18 protein-coding genes are annotated in these 13,972 nt (G+C 73.8%); 11 read left to right on the top strand and 7 right to left on the bottom strand.

Annotation, left to right across the window (positions count from 1 at the left end; genetic code table 11):
* Positions 1–72 precede the first annotated feature (72 nt).
* A complete protein-coding gene (locus AB0442_RS17005; protein WP_344627351.1) occupies positions 73–471 on the top strand; it encodes a DUF4440 domain-containing protein in 399 nt (132 codons plus the stop codon).
* Between the two features lie 24 nt (positions 472–495).
* Here AB0442_RS17005 and AB0442_RS17000 read toward each other — a convergent pair whose 3' ends face one another.
* The gene (locus AB0442_RS17000) at positions 496–1,095 is read right to left on the bottom strand and encodes a helix-turn-helix domain-containing protein (protein ID WP_366163602.1); all 600 of its coding nucleotides are present in this window, start codon (positions 1,093–1,095) and stop codon (positions 496–498) included.
* A 148-nt stretch (positions 1,096–1,243) separates the two neighbouring features.
* Between AB0442_RS17000 and AB0442_RS16995 the strand changes: the two genes are divergently transcribed.
* Together AB0442_RS16995 and AB0442_RS16990 are read left to right on the top strand one after the other, a co-directional pair.
* The gene (locus tag AB0442_RS16995) at positions 1,244–2,479 is read left to right on the top strand and encodes an NAD(P)/FAD-dependent oxidoreductase (protein WP_366163600.1); all 1,236 of its coding nucleotides are present in this window, start codon (positions 1,244–1,246) and stop codon (positions 2,477–2,479) included.
* A 58-nt stretch (positions 2,480–2,537) separates the two neighbouring features.
* Positions 2,538–3,002: a hypothetical protein gene (locus AB0442_RS16990; RefSeq protein ID WP_366163599.1), complete on the top strand. Its 465-nt coding sequence runs from the start codon at positions 2,538–2,540 to the stop codon at positions 3,000–3,002.
* A gap of 29 nt (positions 3,003–3,031) precedes the next feature.
* On the opposite strand, the gene AB0442_RS16985 is transcribed toward AB0442_RS16990, so the two are convergent.
* Complete coding sequence (locus AB0442_RS16985) at positions 3,032–3,424, bottom strand: hypothetical protein (protein ID WP_366163597.1); 393 nt, start codon at positions 3,422–3,424, stop codon at positions 3,032–3,034.
* Between the two features lie 96 nt (positions 3,425–3,520).
* On the opposite strand from AB0442_RS16985, the gene AB0442_RS16980 reads away from it, so the two are divergent.
* Positions 3,521–4,339 carry a phosphotransferase gene (locus AB0442_RS16980; RefSeq protein ID WP_366163595.1) on the top strand — a complete coding sequence of 273 codons (819 nt, stop codon included), beginning with the start codon at positions 3,521–3,523 and terminating at the stop codon, positions 4,337–4,339.
* A 135-nt stretch (positions 4,340–4,474) separates the two neighbouring features.
* On the opposite strand, the gene AB0442_RS16975 is transcribed toward AB0442_RS16980, so the two are convergent.
* On the bottom strand, positions 4,475–5,251 hold the full coding sequence (locus AB0442_RS16975; RefSeq protein WP_366163593.1) for a helix-turn-helix domain-containing protein: 777 nt from the start codon (positions 5,249–5,251) through the stop codon (positions 4,475–4,477).
* A 237-nt stretch (positions 5,252–5,488) separates the two neighbouring features.
* On the opposite strand from AB0442_RS16975, the gene AB0442_RS16970 reads away from it, so the two are divergent.
* The 5 genes from AB0442_RS16970 to AB0442_RS16950 all read left to right on the top strand — a co-directional run bounded on the left by AB0442_RS16970 (position 5,489) and on the right by AB0442_RS16950 (position 10,124).
* The gene (locus tag AB0442_RS16970) at positions 5,489–6,154 is read left to right on the top strand and encodes a DUF4097 family beta strand repeat-containing protein (protein WP_366163591.1); all 666 of its coding nucleotides are present in this window, start codon (positions 5,489–5,491) and stop codon (positions 6,152–6,154) included.
* A gap of 70 nt (positions 6,155–6,224) precedes the next feature.
* Positions 6,225–7,043 carry an alpha/beta hydrolase gene (locus AB0442_RS16965; RefSeq protein WP_366163589.1) on the top strand — a complete coding sequence of 273 codons (819 nt, stop codon included), beginning with the start codon at positions 6,225–6,227 and terminating at the stop codon, positions 7,041–7,043.
* Between the two features lie 65 nt (positions 7,044–7,108).
* Positions 7,109–7,999 carry a hypothetical protein gene (locus AB0442_RS16960; RefSeq protein ID WP_366163588.1) on the top strand — a complete coding sequence of 297 codons (891 nt, stop codon included), beginning with the start codon at positions 7,109–7,111 and terminating at the stop codon, positions 7,997–7,999.
* A 154-nt stretch (positions 8,000–8,153) separates the two neighbouring features.
* On the top strand, positions 8,154–8,750 hold the full coding sequence (locus AB0442_RS16955; RefSeq protein WP_366163586.1) for a helix-turn-helix domain-containing protein: 597 nt from the start codon (positions 8,154–8,156) through the stop codon (positions 8,748–8,750).
* A gap of 87 nt (positions 8,751–8,837) precedes the next feature.
* Positions 8,838–10,124, top strand: a complete 1,287-nt coding sequence (locus AB0442_RS16950; protein WP_366163584.1) for an MFS transporter — start codon at positions 8,838–8,840, stop codon at positions 10,122–10,124.
* Positions 10,125–10,175: 51 nt separating this feature from the next.
* Here the strand turns inward: AB0442_RS16950 and AB0442_RS16945 are convergent, their stop codons facing one another.
* Positions 10,176–10,355 (bottom strand): hypothetical protein, encoded by a 180-nt coding sequence (locus AB0442_RS16945; protein ID WP_366163582.1) that lies wholly within the window; start codon positions 10,353–10,355, stop codon positions 10,176–10,178.
* 322 nt (positions 10,356–10,677) lie between these two features.
* A complete protein-coding gene (locus AB0442_RS16940; protein WP_366163580.1) occupies positions 10,678–11,022 on the bottom strand; it encodes a hypothetical protein in 345 nt (114 codons plus the stop codon).
* 445 nt (positions 11,023–11,467) lie between these two features.
* Between AB0442_RS16940 and AB0442_RS16935 the strand changes: the two genes are divergently transcribed.
* Positions 11,468–11,881, top strand: coding sequence for a cytidine deaminase (locus tag AB0442_RS16935; RefSeq protein ID WP_366163578.1), 414 nt, complete (start codon positions 11,468–11,470; stop codon positions 11,879–11,881).
* Positions 11,882–11,903: 22 nt separating this feature from the next.
* Here AB0442_RS16935 and AB0442_RS16930 read toward each other — a convergent pair whose 3' ends face one another.
* Positions 11,904–12,203: a hypothetical protein gene (locus AB0442_RS16930; protein WP_366163576.1), complete on the bottom strand. Its 300-nt coding sequence runs from the start codon at positions 12,201–12,203 to the stop codon at positions 11,904–11,906.
* Between the two features lie 160 nt (positions 12,204–12,363).
* Positions 12,364–13,317 (bottom strand): aldo/keto reductase, encoded by a 954-nt coding sequence (locus tag AB0442_RS16925; RefSeq protein ID WP_366163574.1) that lies wholly within the window; start codon positions 13,315–13,317, stop codon positions 12,364–12,366.
* Positions 13,318–13,441: 124 nt separating this feature from the next.
* On the opposite strand from AB0442_RS16925, the gene AB0442_RS16920 reads away from it, so the two are divergent.
* Complete coding sequence (locus AB0442_RS16920) at positions 13,442–13,783, top strand: DUF5713 family protein (protein WP_366163719.1); 342 nt, start codon at positions 13,442–13,444, stop codon at positions 13,781–13,783.
* The last annotated feature ends 189 nt before the right edge of the window (positions 13,784–13,972 follow it).

The following is a 13,972-nucleotide window of genomic DNA, read 5'->3' as shown; positions in this document are numbered from 1 at the left end:
GGTCGTTCCGGTGGTCGGCCGGGTTCTTGCGGCCGCCGGTCCCGCGGGGCCTGCGGCTGTTAGGGTCCGGGCATGTCCAAGGCCGAGATAGACGCGATCACGACGGAGTTCTTCGGTGCGTTCGACAACCGGGGCGGGAAGCCCGCGGACGTGGCGCGGATCCGCCGGCTGGTGCTGCCGAACGGTGTGATCGTCAAGACCGGCCCGGACTTCGCCGCCTACACCGTCGACGGGTTCGTCGAGCCCCGGGAGCGGCTGCTGGCGGACGGCAGGCTGGTCGAGTTCTCCGAGTGGGAGACGTCCGAGCGCACCGAGATCGTCGACGACCTGGCGACCCGGGTCGGCGAGTACCGCAAGTCCGGTGTCCTGGACGGCGAGCCGTTCGAGGGCGGCGGCACCAAGGTCATCCAGTTCGTCCGCACGCCGGACGGCTGGCGGATCGCCGCACTGTCCTGGTTCGACCGGGACTGATCCGGCGCTCGCCGCCGCCACCGGTCACCGGTCGGCGGTGCCGCCCTCCCCGACCCGGGTGAGGGCGACGGTGGCACGGCGGGCGGCCTCGACGACGTCCCGGTCGGTGGCCGCGGTGCCCTGGGCGGCGAGCAGCGCCGCCCGTACCGTGTCGAAGGCCATCCGGACGACGAGCCGCTGCTGCTCGTCGGCGTGCTCGTCGACCAGCAGCCCGACGACCTCCTCGAAGGCGCCCGGGACGTCGGCCGCGTTCTCGGACAGGCGGCGCACCACCGGCTGGTTGGCCTGCGCCAGGCGCATCATCGCCAGCCGCTCGGGCGTGGTGCCGGCGATCCAGCGCAGTGCGGCCTCCCGCACCAGACCGGGCGTCCGCGGCTGCGCGGAGATCCAGGCGGCGAGCTCCCGCACCTCCTCGCGCCGCTCGGCCACCAGGCTGGCGACGATCTCCTCCTTGTTGCGGAAGTGGTAGTAGAGCGCGGACTTCGTCACGCCGAGGGCCTCGGAGATGTCCCGCACCGAGGTGGCCTCGTAGCCCTTCTCCGTGAACAGGTCCAGCGCGACCCCGAGGATCTCGGCGCGGGTCTCCGCCGCCGGACGGCGGCCTCTCGCGGCGGGGCTGCTCATGTCCTGGTGCTCCGTCCCTCGGTTCCCCGGCTGACTCCGGGCGGCTCCCACCTTACCTTGCTTACTGAACGGACGTTAAGTAGCGTGGAACTTAATGACCGGTCGTTCAGTACGCCCGGCCCTGCCGTCGTGCCCCGAGGAGGCGCCCATGAACGCCGTACCCGCAGTCCCCGCCGTCGCCGTCGTCGGAGCAGGTCCGGGGGGACTGCTCTGCGCCCGCGTGCTCCAGCAGCACGGCGTGCCCGTCACCGTGTACGAGGCCGACGCCTCCGTCGACGCCCGCGACCTCGGCGGCACCCTCGACCTGCACGCCGACTCCGGCCAGATCGCCCTGGAGGACGCCGGCCTCGCCGACGCCTTCCGCGCCCTCGCCCGGCCCGAGGGCCAGGCCAAGACCCGCATGGACCACCACGGCACCGTCCTCGACCGCTTCGTGCCCGGCGCCGACGACGAGGCCGCCCCCGAGATCGACCGCGGCCAGCTCCGCCGGATGATCGCCGCGCACGTCGACCCCGCGTCGATCCGCTGGGGACACCGCCTCACCGCCGTCGAACCGCTCGCCGACGGCACCCACCGGCTGCACTTCGCCGGCGGCGGCACCGCCGAGGCCGGCCTGGTGATCGGCGCCGACGGCACCTGGTCCCGGGTCCGGCCGCTGATCTCGACCGCCACCCCCGACTACAGCGGCGTCTCCTTCCTCGACGTCGTGTACGCGGACGCGGACACCCGCCATCCCGGGATCGCCCGGCTCGTCGGCGACGGCCACCTGTTCGTCCGGGACGGCGAGGGCCGGGCGGTCATCGCCCAGCGCAACAGCGGCGGCCACATCCGGGCCTACCTCGCCATGCGCACCCCGGCCGACTGGTACACGGCGGCGGGCATCGCCGACCCCTCCGACCCGGCCGAGGCCGATGCCGTCCGCCGTCACCTGCTCGCCGAGTTCGCCGCCTGGGACGCGCAGCTGCGGCCCTTCCTCACCGACGCCGACGGCGGCTACCGGCACCGGCCCATCCACGTCCTGCCGGCCCCGCACACCTGGGAGCACCGCAGCGGCGTCACCCTGCTCGGCGACGCCGCCCACGTCATGGCCCCCTTCGGCGGGTACGGCGTCAACCTCGCCCTGCTGGAAGGCGCCGAACTCGCCCGCGCGATCGCCGGGGAGCCGACCCCGGACGCGGCCGTCCGCCGCTACGAAACCGCGATGAAGGACCGTGCCGCGCCGCTCGCCGCCGACGCCAACGACGCACTCGCCCGCTTCTTCGGCGCCACCCCGCCCGCCGCGCACACCGCCCCCGACCCGGCCGAGGAACACCGCCGCTACCGGCAGGGCGCAGCCGAGTACCGGGCCCGGCAGGCCCCGGCGGGCGGCAGCCCGGCCCGGTGACGCCGTCCGCCGAACGGCAGCCCACCGCGGGCCGCGGGCCGCATGGTTGGACGGGTGCGTGGGGGAGATCGTGACGGCGGCGGTGGCCGTGGTGGGGACGCTGCTCGGCGCCGGGCTGACCTCGTTCTGGCAGTTCCGGCTGGCCGACCGGACGGAGCGCAGCGGCCGCGACGGCTACATCCGGTCCCAGCGAGTCGAGGCCTACAGCGGCTTCGCCGCGGCGATGGCCGAGCTGTCCAGGGTCCAACTGAACCGCTGGCACCGGCGGGCCGACCACCCCGACGAGGACCCGGAACCCGCCCGGGCCCTCGTCTTCGAGCACCGGTCGACCGCCCGGCAGGCCCTCTTCCGCGTCGTGCTCGTCGCGGGCAACGACCGGGTGAAGGAGGCGGCCCGGGCGGCGTTCGACTCGCACTGGCCGATCGGCGACGCCCGCGACGAGGCCGAGTCCGCGCAGCTGAGCGCTGCCTGCCGGCGGGCGGTGGAGGCGTTCCTCGTGCAGGCCGCCCGGGAGATCGCCTGAGGCGGCCCCGCAAGCCTGGTGACGGCGCATCAGGGACTCGGTCGCATCTCCTTGTCCTCCCCGCCCCGCCATCCGCGCTCCTGGAGCACCCGGGCCACCAGACCGATCGGCAGGCCGGCACGGCCCCGGTCGGAGTGCAGCACCAGCACGGGGACGCCCGTCCGCTCGGCGGTGTCCCACAGCCGCAGCGCGTCGCAGTGGAACGCCGCCGCCAGCTCCGCCACCTGCTCGGCGAGGCACGCCGCACTGACGTAGCCCGGCAGGTGCGGGACGTCGTCCTCGCTCCGCCGGAACAGGACCTTGCCGCTCTCCGCCGCGGGCCCGTACACCCCGTGGTCCGCCACGGCGGCGAGCAGCGCCTCCCACTCCGTACTGGCCGCGCCGCGGTCGAGGATGTCGGCAAGCACCGCGTTGATGTCCACGCGCACAGCGCACGGCAGCACCAACTCCCCTGTGACTGGCGGGAATCGGGAATCATGACAGGATTCCGGAGTGATCACCGGACGAGGGGGGACGCCGTGACCGGTCAGTGGAGCACCCATGGCATCGAGCTGCTGGCCGACCGGGTGGTCAAGCGGTTCCGCCCGTGCACCGACGGCGAACCCGAACGCGAGTGGCGCGCGCTCACCGTCCTCGGGCAGCACTGCCCCGACCTCGCCCCCGTACCGCTGCGGGCCGACCTCGCCGCGACCCCGCCGACCGTCGTCATGGCCCGCATCCCGGGTACGCCGCTCCGCGGCTCGATGGTGACGAGCGATCAGGCAGCCTCGCTGGCGGCGGCGTTGACGCAGATGTACGCCTCCGTCCCCGGCCCGGTCGCCGAACGGCTGCCGCCGCGACTGTGGAACGAGCACCACGCCGCCCGCGGCATCCGTACCCGGCACGAGCAGCTACGGCGTACGGATCCGCCCCGGGTCGTCCGGCACGCGGTGGCCGAGGGCATGCGATGGCTCGACCTGGCCGGGCGCCCGCCCGCGGGAGGCCCGGACCTCCCCGCCGTCCTCGGCCAGGCCGACGGCAACCTCGCCAACTTCCTGTGGGACGGGAGCAAGGTCCGCGTCGTCGACTTCGAGGACTCGGGCCGCAGCGACCGCGCCTACGAACTCGCCGAGGTGGTCGAACACGTCTCGGCCTGGGTCGACAGCGATCTCGACATCCCCCACTTCCTCGGCCTCTTCGACCTCACCCCGGCCGAGTCGCGCCGACTGCACGAGTCCCGCCGCCTCTTCGCCCTGCTCTGGCTGCTCGTCCTCGCCCTCGAAGACCCCGCACGGGCCCGCAACCCCGCCGGCACCGCCGAACACCAGGCAGCACGCCTCCTCGCCCTGCTCGACTGAACCACCCCCGGCCACCCGCACGCACAACCGGCGCTCACCGCCGGCCGGTGGAGTTCGACTTCGAGGCGGACCGGTACGAGGCCGAGCGCGCCCGTGCCGCGGCGGATCCCCGGTGGTGGTCCGGCCGCTGAGCCGTCAGCCGGCCGTCCCGGCCCGGCCGTTGTCCGGGTCCGGCCGGTCGGTGGGGTCGTCGGAGGGGTGTGCGGGCTTGGTGTGGAGGACGGCGCGGGCCTGTTCGGCGGCGCGGACGATGCTCTCGCTGATGAAGTCGAGGAACCGGGCGATGTTCTCCAGCCGGGTGGCGGCGGGGGTGTTGGCGCCGAGGACGGCGACGCCCTGGCGCGCGGTGGCGACGAGCCGGTCGTTGGCCCGGGCGCTGGCGATGGTCGCCTGGTAGAAGAGTTCGTCGTCGACGATGTAGCGGTCGCGGCGGCGTTCGTCGCGCTCCCGGCGGACGAGGCTCTGGCTCTCCAGGAACGCGATCGCCTTGGAGATGGACGCCGGGCTGACGTCGAGGCGCTGGGCGAGCTGCGACGCGGTGAGGCTGCCCGAGTCGCTGATGAACAGACCGGTCAGCACCCTGGCGCCCATCTTGGGCACGCCCGACGCCATGAGGACGGTGGTGAGCGTCTCCTCGTAGTCGGCGACGGCCTCGGCGTCACGGCCCTGCGGCTGGGGGAGCGGCGCCGATCCGCGGGGGGAGGCCGGCTTGCGCCGGTGGGCGCGGCGTTCGGTGGCACGGTGGGCGAGGTCGGCGCGGTACCCGGTCGGGCCGCCGTTGCGCATCACCTCGCGGGTGATCGTGGAGGTCGGCCGGTCGAGGCGCCGGGCGATCTCCGCGTAGGGGAGGCTGTCGGCCAGCCCCAGTGCGATCTGCTGGCGTTCCTGCTGGGTGAGCCTGCCTCCCGGCATCGCGATCTCCTCGGTGCTGCTGCGTCGTGGACCTGACCGCGCCACTATAGCGTTCACTTCTGACCCATTGCAATGATCGCCCTCGTTTTCGTTGCGTTCTCTTCAGGTCGGGTGCAACGATTTATGGGTTTTGACCTGCGCTGATCTTAGTCCAGTGCAACGAATATGTTGCCAGCATATGGAAAGCAACGTAGCGTTTCCGTTGTCAGAAACAAGGAGCGAGCACAGGAGAGAACGATGCAGACCTTCGACACCCCCGCCCCCGTCTCCGCCGTCCTGGACGTCCCCGCCGGCCGCGTCCAGCTCATCGCCGCGGACCGCACCGACACCGTCGTCGAGGTCCGGCCCGCCGACCCGTCCAAGGGCCGCGACGTCCGGGCCGCCGAACGGACCACCGTCGCCCACGCCGACGGCGTCCTGCGGATCCACGCCCCCGAGCCGCAGAACCGGCTCCTCGGCTCCTCGGGCGCGGTGGAGGTCACCGTCCAACTGCCCGTCGGCTCCCGGATCGAGGGCAGGGCCGCCGCCTCCGAGCTGCGCGGCGTCGGCCGCCTCGGCGACGTGGTCTTCGACGGCGCGTACCGCCGGATCAAGCTCGACGAGGCGGCGAGCGTCCGCCTCACCGCGGTCGACGGCGACGTCGAGGTCGGCCGACTGGGCGGCCCCGCCGAGATCAGCACCACCCGGGGCAGCATCCGGATCACCGAGGCCGGTCGCGGCACCGTCGTGCTCAGCACACAGTCCGGCGACATCTCGGTCGGTGCCGCCGCCGGCGTCTCGGCCGCCCTGGACGCCGGCACCGGCCACGGCCGGATCAGCAACGCCCTCAAGAACGACGGCAGCGCCGAACTCGACATCCGCGCCACCACCGCCCACGGCGACATCACCGCCCACAGCCTCTGAACGACCGGGAGCAGCACGGCCCGGCGAACCCGAAACAGCACGTACGCCCGACATCAGCAGGGGGAACACCATGACGAAGAACAGCCCGTCCGCGACCGCTCAGAGCTGGACCGGCCTGGTGCCGGTCGACGACACGGCCCTGGCCGTCACCGACACCGGAGGCCCCGGCGTGCCGGTGGTCTACCTCAACGGCCAGTTCGCCACCCAGGGGTACTGGCGCCGCGTCGTCGCCGACCTGGGCGCGGGATGGCGGCACCTCACCTACGACGAGCGGGCCCGCGGCCGGAAGTCGGGGCGCTCGGCGGACTACTCGTTCGAAGCGGCCGTCCGGGACGTCGACGCCGTGCTCGCCGCCCGGGGCGTGGACCGGGCGCTCGTGGTGGGCTGGTCCTACGGGGCGTTCGTCGGGGCGCACTGGGCGGCCCGCAACCCGGAGCGCGCCCTCGGAGCGGTCATGGTCGACGGCGCCTTCCCGTACGACTGGCTCGACGAGGCCATGGAGCAGCGGATCCGCAAGCAGTTCCGGCAGTGGAGCCGGTTCCTGCCGCTGCTGCGCCCGACCGGGCTGACCCCGCGGATGACGGCCGACCAGATGGCGGACTGCAACATCGAGCTCGGCCGGATCTCCCGCGAACGCGAGCTCGGCCCGGTGCTGGACGGCATCACCGCCCCGGTGCGGTACGTGGTCGCCTCGGGCTCGTCCCTCGGCAGCCGTGGCGACGAGCAGGAGCGGATCCGCACCAGCCTCGACGGGGTGACCGCCCGCAACCCGAACATCGCGGTGAGCGCGAAGGTCGCCGCCAACCACGGCGCCCTCCTCAAGAAGGACTTCCGGGCCATCGCCGACGCCGTGCGGGAGGTCGCCGCCCTGGCCGGCGCCGGGCGCTGAGCGTGGACGCGTCCGTCCGGGACCCCGCCGACGCGGCGGACCCGGGCGGCGCGTTCAATGGCCCGGTGAACACCACCACCGTCGAGCTGGGATCCGTCACCGCGCCGTCGGGCGTCCTCGTCCTGGGGATGGCCACGTGGATCGACCAATGGCCCGAGTCGGGTGCACCGCTGTCGGTCCGGGCCACAGCCGCGGCGGCGGCCGGCGGCGGGCACCTGTGCGACGACGAGGCCGAGGCCGTCGCCGTTCCGGCCGCGGCGGACCGTCCGCTGCCCGTCCGGGCGGCGACCGCGCCCTCGCTCTTCGACGGGCAGCCGGTCGTCTCCGTCCTGGAGGTTGACCTCGGGCTGCCCTGGCCCGACGGGCACTCCGACGGGCCGGTGCCGCTGGGGGAGCTGCCCGTCGACCGGTGCGGCATGGTCGTGGGCGACGCGGTGGCCCTGGACTCCTTCGTCGGACTCGGGGGCGAATCCGTCGACGGGCTCGCCGACCTGACCTACTGGGGCCGGGAAGTGGAAGCCGCCCGGGCCGAGTTCGGCGGCGAGCGGATCGACCGGCACGGCGGCGGCGGACCCAACGGCTGGCTCGACCTGCCCGAGGCCGAGGCGTGGCGGCTCGGCGAGCGACTCCAGGACTGGGTGCGCAGCGGGCCCGGCATGGGCCTGGTGCACTCCGTCCAGCGGCACACCCACTTCCACCTGATCGAGCGGGCCGGGCAGCACCACCCCCTGCTCGCGGGCACCCTCGACCTCGCCGGCAGCCGCATCCTCGGCCTCGGGTGGGACCCGGGCGACCACGCGGTGCGGCACGGCGGCGAGCGGGCGTTCGGCTGCGTCCATCCCGTCGCCCTCCACCGCAGCGGGGACTCCACCGTCCTGCGCTGGACCGTCACGGCCGATGAGGACGAACCGGACGACGGCGCCCCGGACCGGCCCGGCGACGGGCAGACCGTCTGACGGCAGCGGGCGGGCTCCTCCACCCCCTCACCCCGCAGACTCCGGGTGGCCTTCCATGGTGGCGGCGACGCGGCCGACGGTCCGGTCCCCCGGCCACGCGCACATGCAAAGACTTCGTTGCAAAGAAATGGTGGCAATCGCTAGGCTGCCGGACATGACGGAACATCAGCCCGCCGTTCAGCCTGCCGTGCGTAGCCTCGACGCCCGCTCCCTGCGCGGTCTGGCGCACCCGCTGCGGATGCGCCTGCTGGCCGCGCTGCGGCAGGGCGGCCCGGCGACGGCGACGAAGCTCGCCGCCCGGCTCGGCGAGTCGTCCGCGTCGGTCAGCTACCACCTGCGGCAGCTCGGCGCGCACGGCTTCATCGCGGAGGAGCCCGACCGGGGGACGGCCCGTGAGCGCTGGTGGCGGGCCGAGCACCGCGGCCACCGGTTCGACCGGCTGGAGGACTTCCTGGAGAACCCGGACCCCGAGGTACGCGGCGCCGTGGACGTGTTCCTGAAGGAGGTGGCCGCCGTCCACGCACGGGAGCTCGGCGAGTGGCTCGCCGGCACCGGCGACTGGCCCGAGGAGTGGCGCCGCAGCTGGGACATGAGCGACTTCACCCTGCGCCTGACACCCGAACTCGCGCGGGAACTCGCCGTCCGGGCGCACGAACTCGTGCAGGGCTTCCGGGAGCGGGCCGCTGCCGACGAGGAGGGGGCCGTCCCCGTCCGCGTCCACCTGCACGCCTTCCCCCTGCCGAAGGGCTGACCCCCGGCGGCCCGGCCCCGGCGGCCCGACCCCCGAAGCCCGACGCCGGAAGACCTGATCCCCGACGACCGCCCGGAGGGCACGCCCATGACCGTCGCCGCCCGCTCCCGGGCCGACGAGGCCCGAGCCGCCCCGGACCGGCGGCCGCTGGTCGCCCTGCTGACCGCGAACCTCGTCTCGATCACCGGCAACGCCCTCGCCGGCATCGGAGTGCCGTGGTTCGTCCTGCAGACCACCGGCAGCGCCTCCCGGGCCGGTCTGGTGGCCTTCTGCCAGATGCTGCCGCTGGCGCTGTCGGCGCTCGCCGGCGGACCGGTGATCGACCGGATCGGACGCCTGCGCGCGTCGGTGCTGTCGGACGTGGTGTGCGGTGCGGCCGTCGGGCTGATCCCGGTCCTCCAGTGGACCGGCGGCCTGCGGTTCTGGCAGCTGTGTGTGCTCATGGCGGTCAACGGGCTGTTCCAGGCGCCGGGCGAGACCGCGCGCCAGGTGCTCACGCCCGATCTCGCCGACCGTGCCGGCGTCCCGCTCGCCCGGGCCATGAGCCTGTACACCGGTGCGTCCAGAGGGGCCCGGCTGCTGGGAGCCTCGGCCGCCGGCGTGCTGATCGCCCTGTTCGGGGCCGGCCAGGTCCTGCTGCTGGACACGGTGACCTTCGCCGTCTCGGCGCTCCTGGTCGCCCTCGGCGTCCGGCACGTCTCCGCCGCCGCCCCCCGCCGGGACGGGCCGCCGGCGAGCCTGCGCGGGTACCGCGACGAACTGCGCGAGGGCCTGGCCTTCCTGGTCCGTCAGCGGCTGCTGCTCGCCATCACCCTGGTGCTGATGGTCACCAACGGACTGGACCAGGGATGGCGGTCGGTGCTGCTGCCCGTGCACGCCGCGCGCGACCTCGGCGGGTCGGTCGACCTCGGCCTGCTCGCCGGCCTCTTCGCGGCGGGAGCACTCGGCGGTTCGCTGCTGCACGCGGTGGTGGGGGACCGGCTGCCCCGCTGGTCGCTGTACGCCTTCTGCCTCCTCGTCAGCGGTGCCCCACGGATGCTGGTCGCGGCGTTCGCGCCCGGCCTGCTGCCCCTGGGCGTCACCCTGGCCGTCGCCGGTGCCGCCGCAGGGATCCTCAACCCGATCGTCTCGACCGTGCTGTACGAACTCGTGCCCGACCCGCTGCGCAGCCGGGTCACCGGCGTCCTGGCGGCGGGCGTGCTGCTGGCGACCCCGGTCGGCGGTCTCGCCTGCGGCTACCTGGTGGACCGGGTCGGGCTGACGACCGCCCTCGTGCTGCTCGGCGGGGCGTACCTGCTGACCACGCTCTGCCCGCTGGCCTTCCCCGCCTGGCGCCGGATGGACGGCACGGGCGACGCCGGGGCCCGTCCGTAGTCGCCGGGGCGGGGCAGCAACGGACGGGGGCAGGAATCGCCCGATGCGGCCTCAGCCGAGGACGGCGAGTCCGGCGAGCGCCAGGACCAGGGAGATCAGGCTGATGATCCGCTGCCGCCTGTTCCAGGACCCCCAGCCCTGGTAGCCGACCGGCGTCATGGACTGGACCCGGGCGAGCCCCGAGAGGCCCGCCAGCAGCAGGGCTACCCCGACGATCAGCTGGACGAGCACGTTCCCCACCCCCGGTTGCCGCCGGCGCCCGCCCGCGGCGCCGTCGATCGTCCCACGGGTGTCCCCCGCCCGGCACGGTGATTCCCGGTGCGGGGGTGGACCTTCGTCAGGCCGGGAGGTGGTCGGGTCTCCGGCGGGACCGTCGCGCCGGGCTCCTGCGACGTCGCCGTCAACGGAGCCCGGCGCGGCGGACGCCGGGTGGTGCGTGCAGCCCGAAGGGCCGGCGGTGCACGAGCAGTTCAGTCGCAGCGCCGTACGGCCGAGGAGCCGGAGCTCCGGACGGTGCCACCACCGGTCGTCGCCGTTCGGGCGGTCTCCGCCGTCAGGGGTTGATCCGGGTGACGGTCATCTCGATCGGCCAGCCGTTGCTGCCGCAGCTCAGCACCGAGGCCTGCTCCATGCCCCGCGAGCGCTTGCCCTGCGAACCGAGGTAGGGGCCGTTGACCCGGCCGGGGCCGGCGCACTTGGCCTTGACGTACCAGGTGCCGCTGCCCCGGGTGCACCAGCCGACGGCGTTGTGCTCGTTCTCGTGGGAGACGTAGGCGGTGCAGCCGCTCGGGCCGCCGGGAGCGGCCGAGGCCACGGGGGCGGCGAGGAGGGTGGCGCCGACGGCCACCGCACCGGCGATCGAAGCGGCGAGACGGCTGATCTTGTGCGGACGGTTCATCAAAGTCCTTGAGAAGAAAGGGAAGTGATCGGTGTGCGAATGCACATGGACAAGCCTGGCAACTGTCCGGTCCGCCTCACCTCGTACTCCGGGACGAGTCTGCCCCCGCCGTCCGACCGGAGCCCTACCCGCCGGTAGGGGGGTGTGGCGGCACCGCCGGGCACAGGGACGTGTGTGACCGAACGGCTGTCAGGCGTCGTCCGGGGAGAGACGAGGCCGTGGACCGCGCCACGGCGGCCGGCGACGCGCTCACCGATGCCCTGTCGGCGGAGTCGCGGCCCTCGATCCGGCGGCCGTCACCGACGAGAACTCCTTCTGGCGCATCGCCGCCGAGGAACTGGGCCACGGCACGGGCTGACGCCGCTGCGGCCCGGGCCCGTATTCGGTTGCGCACCGGTGTCCGGCCGGGTCAAGGTGGCCTGACACCCCGACGGAAGCAGCAGAGATGACCGCCCCGACCACCCACGTCGACCACGAACTCGTCGAGGCCGCGACCCACGTCGCCCGCACGCGCTGCCGGGGCGACAACCACACCGTGGCAGCCGCGGCCCGCGCCCGGGACGGACGCATCGTCACCGCCGTGAACGCCTATCACTTCACCGGCGGCCCCTGCGCCGAACTCGTCCTCATCGGCGCGGCAGCCGCCCAGGGCGCCTACGAGCTGGAGACGATCGTCGCCGTGGGCGACCGCGACCGGGGAGTGCTGCCGCCCTGCGGCCGGTGCCGCCAGGTCCTGCTCGACTACTTCCCCGGCATCGAGGTCATTGTCGGCCCGGGCGACCGGATGCGGGCCGTTCCCGTCCACGACCTGCTGCCCGAGACCTACGTGTGGGCCGACCACCAGCTCGACGGCGGGTGAGCCACGCTCGACACCGGGCGGGTCACGGCCCGGGGGCCTCGGTGAGGCAGGCCGGGAAGTCCGGGTGCGAGGACCAGGCGGCGAGGCCCTCGACCACCACCGCCCAGGCGCGGGCGGCCTCGCCGGCCTCACCCCGGTCCAGGGCCTCCTCCGTCAGGGCGAGGTGCTCGTCGACCGCCCGGGACCACGTCTCGAACGCCGCGGCGACATCACCGCTCCGGCCCCACGGCCCCGCCGGGCCGGGCCGCTGACGCCGGGCCGCGACGAACGCCCGCGCGGCGGCCAGCTGTTCGGCGGTCGGAAGGCTCTCGCTCGTGCTCATGCCCGATCCTCGGTGGCGGCACCGCCCGCCCCACCCGCTGCGGGCCTCCGGCGGAACGGCACCGTGATCATCGGCTGCCCAACCTACCCCCGCAGCGGGGCGACAGCTGCCATCCCCGGCCGCTCCGCGCGGCGCCGCCGAGGCTCGCGGGGCCGACCGGTCAGGGCAGCGGCTCGCCGCGAGCCGCCAGCCACAGGGCGTACCACTCCTCGTGGCCGAGTTCCGGCTCGCGGACGGCGGCATCCCGGCAGGCCCGGATGCGGTCCGGGTTCACGGAGCCGACGACCGGGGCGATCCGCGCCGGATGCCGCTGCAGCCACCACAGCACCACCGACTCCGGCGTGGTGCCCTTCGCCTCCGCCAGCCCGGCGACCAGCCGCGCCGTCCGCCGTTCCCGCTCCGACTGCTGGCGGCCCGTGAAGCGGCCCTGCGCGAGGGCGCCCCAGGCCTGCAACCGGACGCCGTTGCGGCGGCAGTACTCGACCGTCCCGAACGGGAACCCGTTGCCGGCGGCCGCGGGCGTGTTGACCAGCACCCCGGCCTCCAGCCAGTCCCGCTGCGCCAGGCTCATCTCCAACTGGTTCGCCACCAGGGGCACCTCCAGGTACGCCTGAAGGTCCTCGATCTGCGCGGCGCCCGTGTTGGAGACGCCGAAGGCCCGGACGAGGCCCTGCCGATGCAGTGACATCAGTGCCTCGGCGACGTCCGCGGGATCGGCCAGCGGGTCCGGACGGTGCAGCAGCAGGACGTCGATCACATCCGTGCGCAGCCGGGTCAGGCTCTCCTCGACCCGCCGCACGATGCTGCTGCCGCGCAGGTCGTAGATGCCGGGCCGGTCGCCCTCGGGGAGGCGGATCCCGCACTTGGTCTGCAGGGTGATCCGCTCCCGCAGGCCGGGTGCCCGGGAGAGCACCTCGCCGAAGACCGCCTCCGCCTTGCCGCGCCGGTAGATGTCCGCGTGGTCGAACACCGTGATGCCCGCGTCCAGCGCCGCCCCGACCGCCGTCTCCGCAGCGGCGATGTCCGCCGGGCCGTACCCCTCGGAGTCCCAGTCACCGCCCAGGCCCATGCAGCCGTACAGGAGGCGTTCCCCGTCGGGGCGCGTCGTCGTCATACGGCCACCCTAGGGCCTGTTGTGAAAGTCCTGGTCGCACGGGGTCTGGCGCCAAGGGGTGGCGTCGATGTCAGCGGTGCTGTGCATGATCGGCGAGTCAGCTCGTCATGGAGAGGGAAGTGCCGTGCCGATCACAAACCAGCAGGTATTGGGACACGCGTTCCTGCGGGAGATGTTCGACGACTCGTACTTCCCTGATCGCATAGTCGAACGGGGCAGGGCGATCCTGCTGAGTCTGTGCGAGCGCATCGAGGCCGAGCGGCCATCGGATCTGGATGCCTTGTATGCGCTCACCCAGGCTTCCACCGAGGAGTTCAACCTGCTGGACAGGGAGTTCATGGCGGCCGGGAGCGGGATCGAGACGGTCGCGCGCGAGTGGATCTGCGACGAGTTCTGCTTCGTCGCATCGGCATACGAGTTCGCTGACGCGGATGCGGAGGAGTTGACCGCCGGCCGGGACTGGTGACCGAGGACGGGAACGCCACCCCGGTCAGAGCCACTCGTTGAGAGCTGCGATCAGCACGGTCGCTTCGTAGCGAACAGCGAGCTTGTCGTACCTCGTGGGTGCGCCACGAGGCGCCGTGGAGTCGAGTGAGGTGAGAGACCTGCACCGCCGGGTTGTCGCAGCAACCTGGTTGAAGCTGAGGGCAGCTCG

The sequence above is a fragment of the Kitasatospora sp. NPDC085895 genome (assembly GCF_040702125.1).
In the GTDB taxonomy this organism is placed as follows: Bacteria; Actinomycetota; Actinomycetes; order Streptomycetales; family Streptomycetaceae; genus Kitasatospora; species Kitasatospora arboriphila.
Note: the sequence above shows the minus strand (reverse complement) of the source record. Positions and strands in the feature narration are given on the sequence as shown.

What these genes read in the sequence shown, in the direction of transcription:
- AB0442_RS17005 (WP_344627351.1), top strand. Translation starts at nt 73, where the DNA reads ATGTCCAAGGCCGAGATAGACGCGATCACGACGGAGTTCTTCGGTGCG.
- AB0442_RS17000 (WP_366163602.1), bottom strand. Translation starts at nt 1,095, where the DNA reads ATGAGCAGCCCCGCCGCGAGAGGCCGCCGTCCGGCGGCGGAGACCCGC.
- AB0442_RS16995 (WP_366163600.1), top strand. Translation starts at nt 1,244, where the DNA reads ATGAACGCCGTACCCGCAGTCCCCGCCGTCGCCGTCGTCGGAGCAGGT.
- AB0442_RS16975 (WP_366163593.1), bottom strand. Translation starts at nt 5,251, where the DNA reads ATGCCGGGAGGCAGGCTCACCCAGCAGGAACGCCAGCAGATCGCACTG.
- AB0442_RS16970 (WP_366163591.1), top strand. Translation starts at nt 5,489, where the DNA reads ATGCAGACCTTCGACACCCCCGCCCCCGTCTCCGCCGTCCTGGACGTC.
- AB0442_RS16965 (WP_366163589.1), top strand. Translation starts at nt 6,225, where the DNA reads ATGACGAAGAACAGCCCGTCCGCGACCGCTCAGAGCTGGACCGGCCTG.
- AB0442_RS16955 (WP_366163586.1), top strand. Translation starts at nt 8,154, where the DNA reads ATGACGGAACATCAGCCCGCCGTTCAGCCTGCCGTGCGTAGCCTCGAC.
- AB0442_RS16950 (WP_366163584.1), top strand. Translation starts at nt 8,838, where the DNA reads ATGACCGTCGCCGCCCGCTCCCGGGCCGACGAGGCCCGAGCCGCCCCG.
- AB0442_RS16940 (WP_366163580.1), bottom strand. Translation starts at nt 11,022, where the DNA reads ATGAACCGTCCGCACAAGATCAGCCGTCTCGCCGCTTCGATCGCCGGT.
- AB0442_RS16935 (WP_366163578.1), top strand. Translation starts at nt 11,468, where the DNA reads ATGACCGCCCCGACCACCCACGTCGACCACGAACTCGTCGAGGCCGCG.
- AB0442_RS16930 (WP_366163576.1), bottom strand. Translation starts at nt 12,203, where the DNA reads ATGAGCACGAGCGAGAGCCTTCCGACCGCCGAACAGCTGGCCGCCGCG.
- AB0442_RS16925 (WP_366163574.1), bottom strand. Translation starts at nt 13,317, where the DNA reads ATGACGACGACGCGCCCCGACGGGGAACGCCTCCTGTACGGCTGCATG.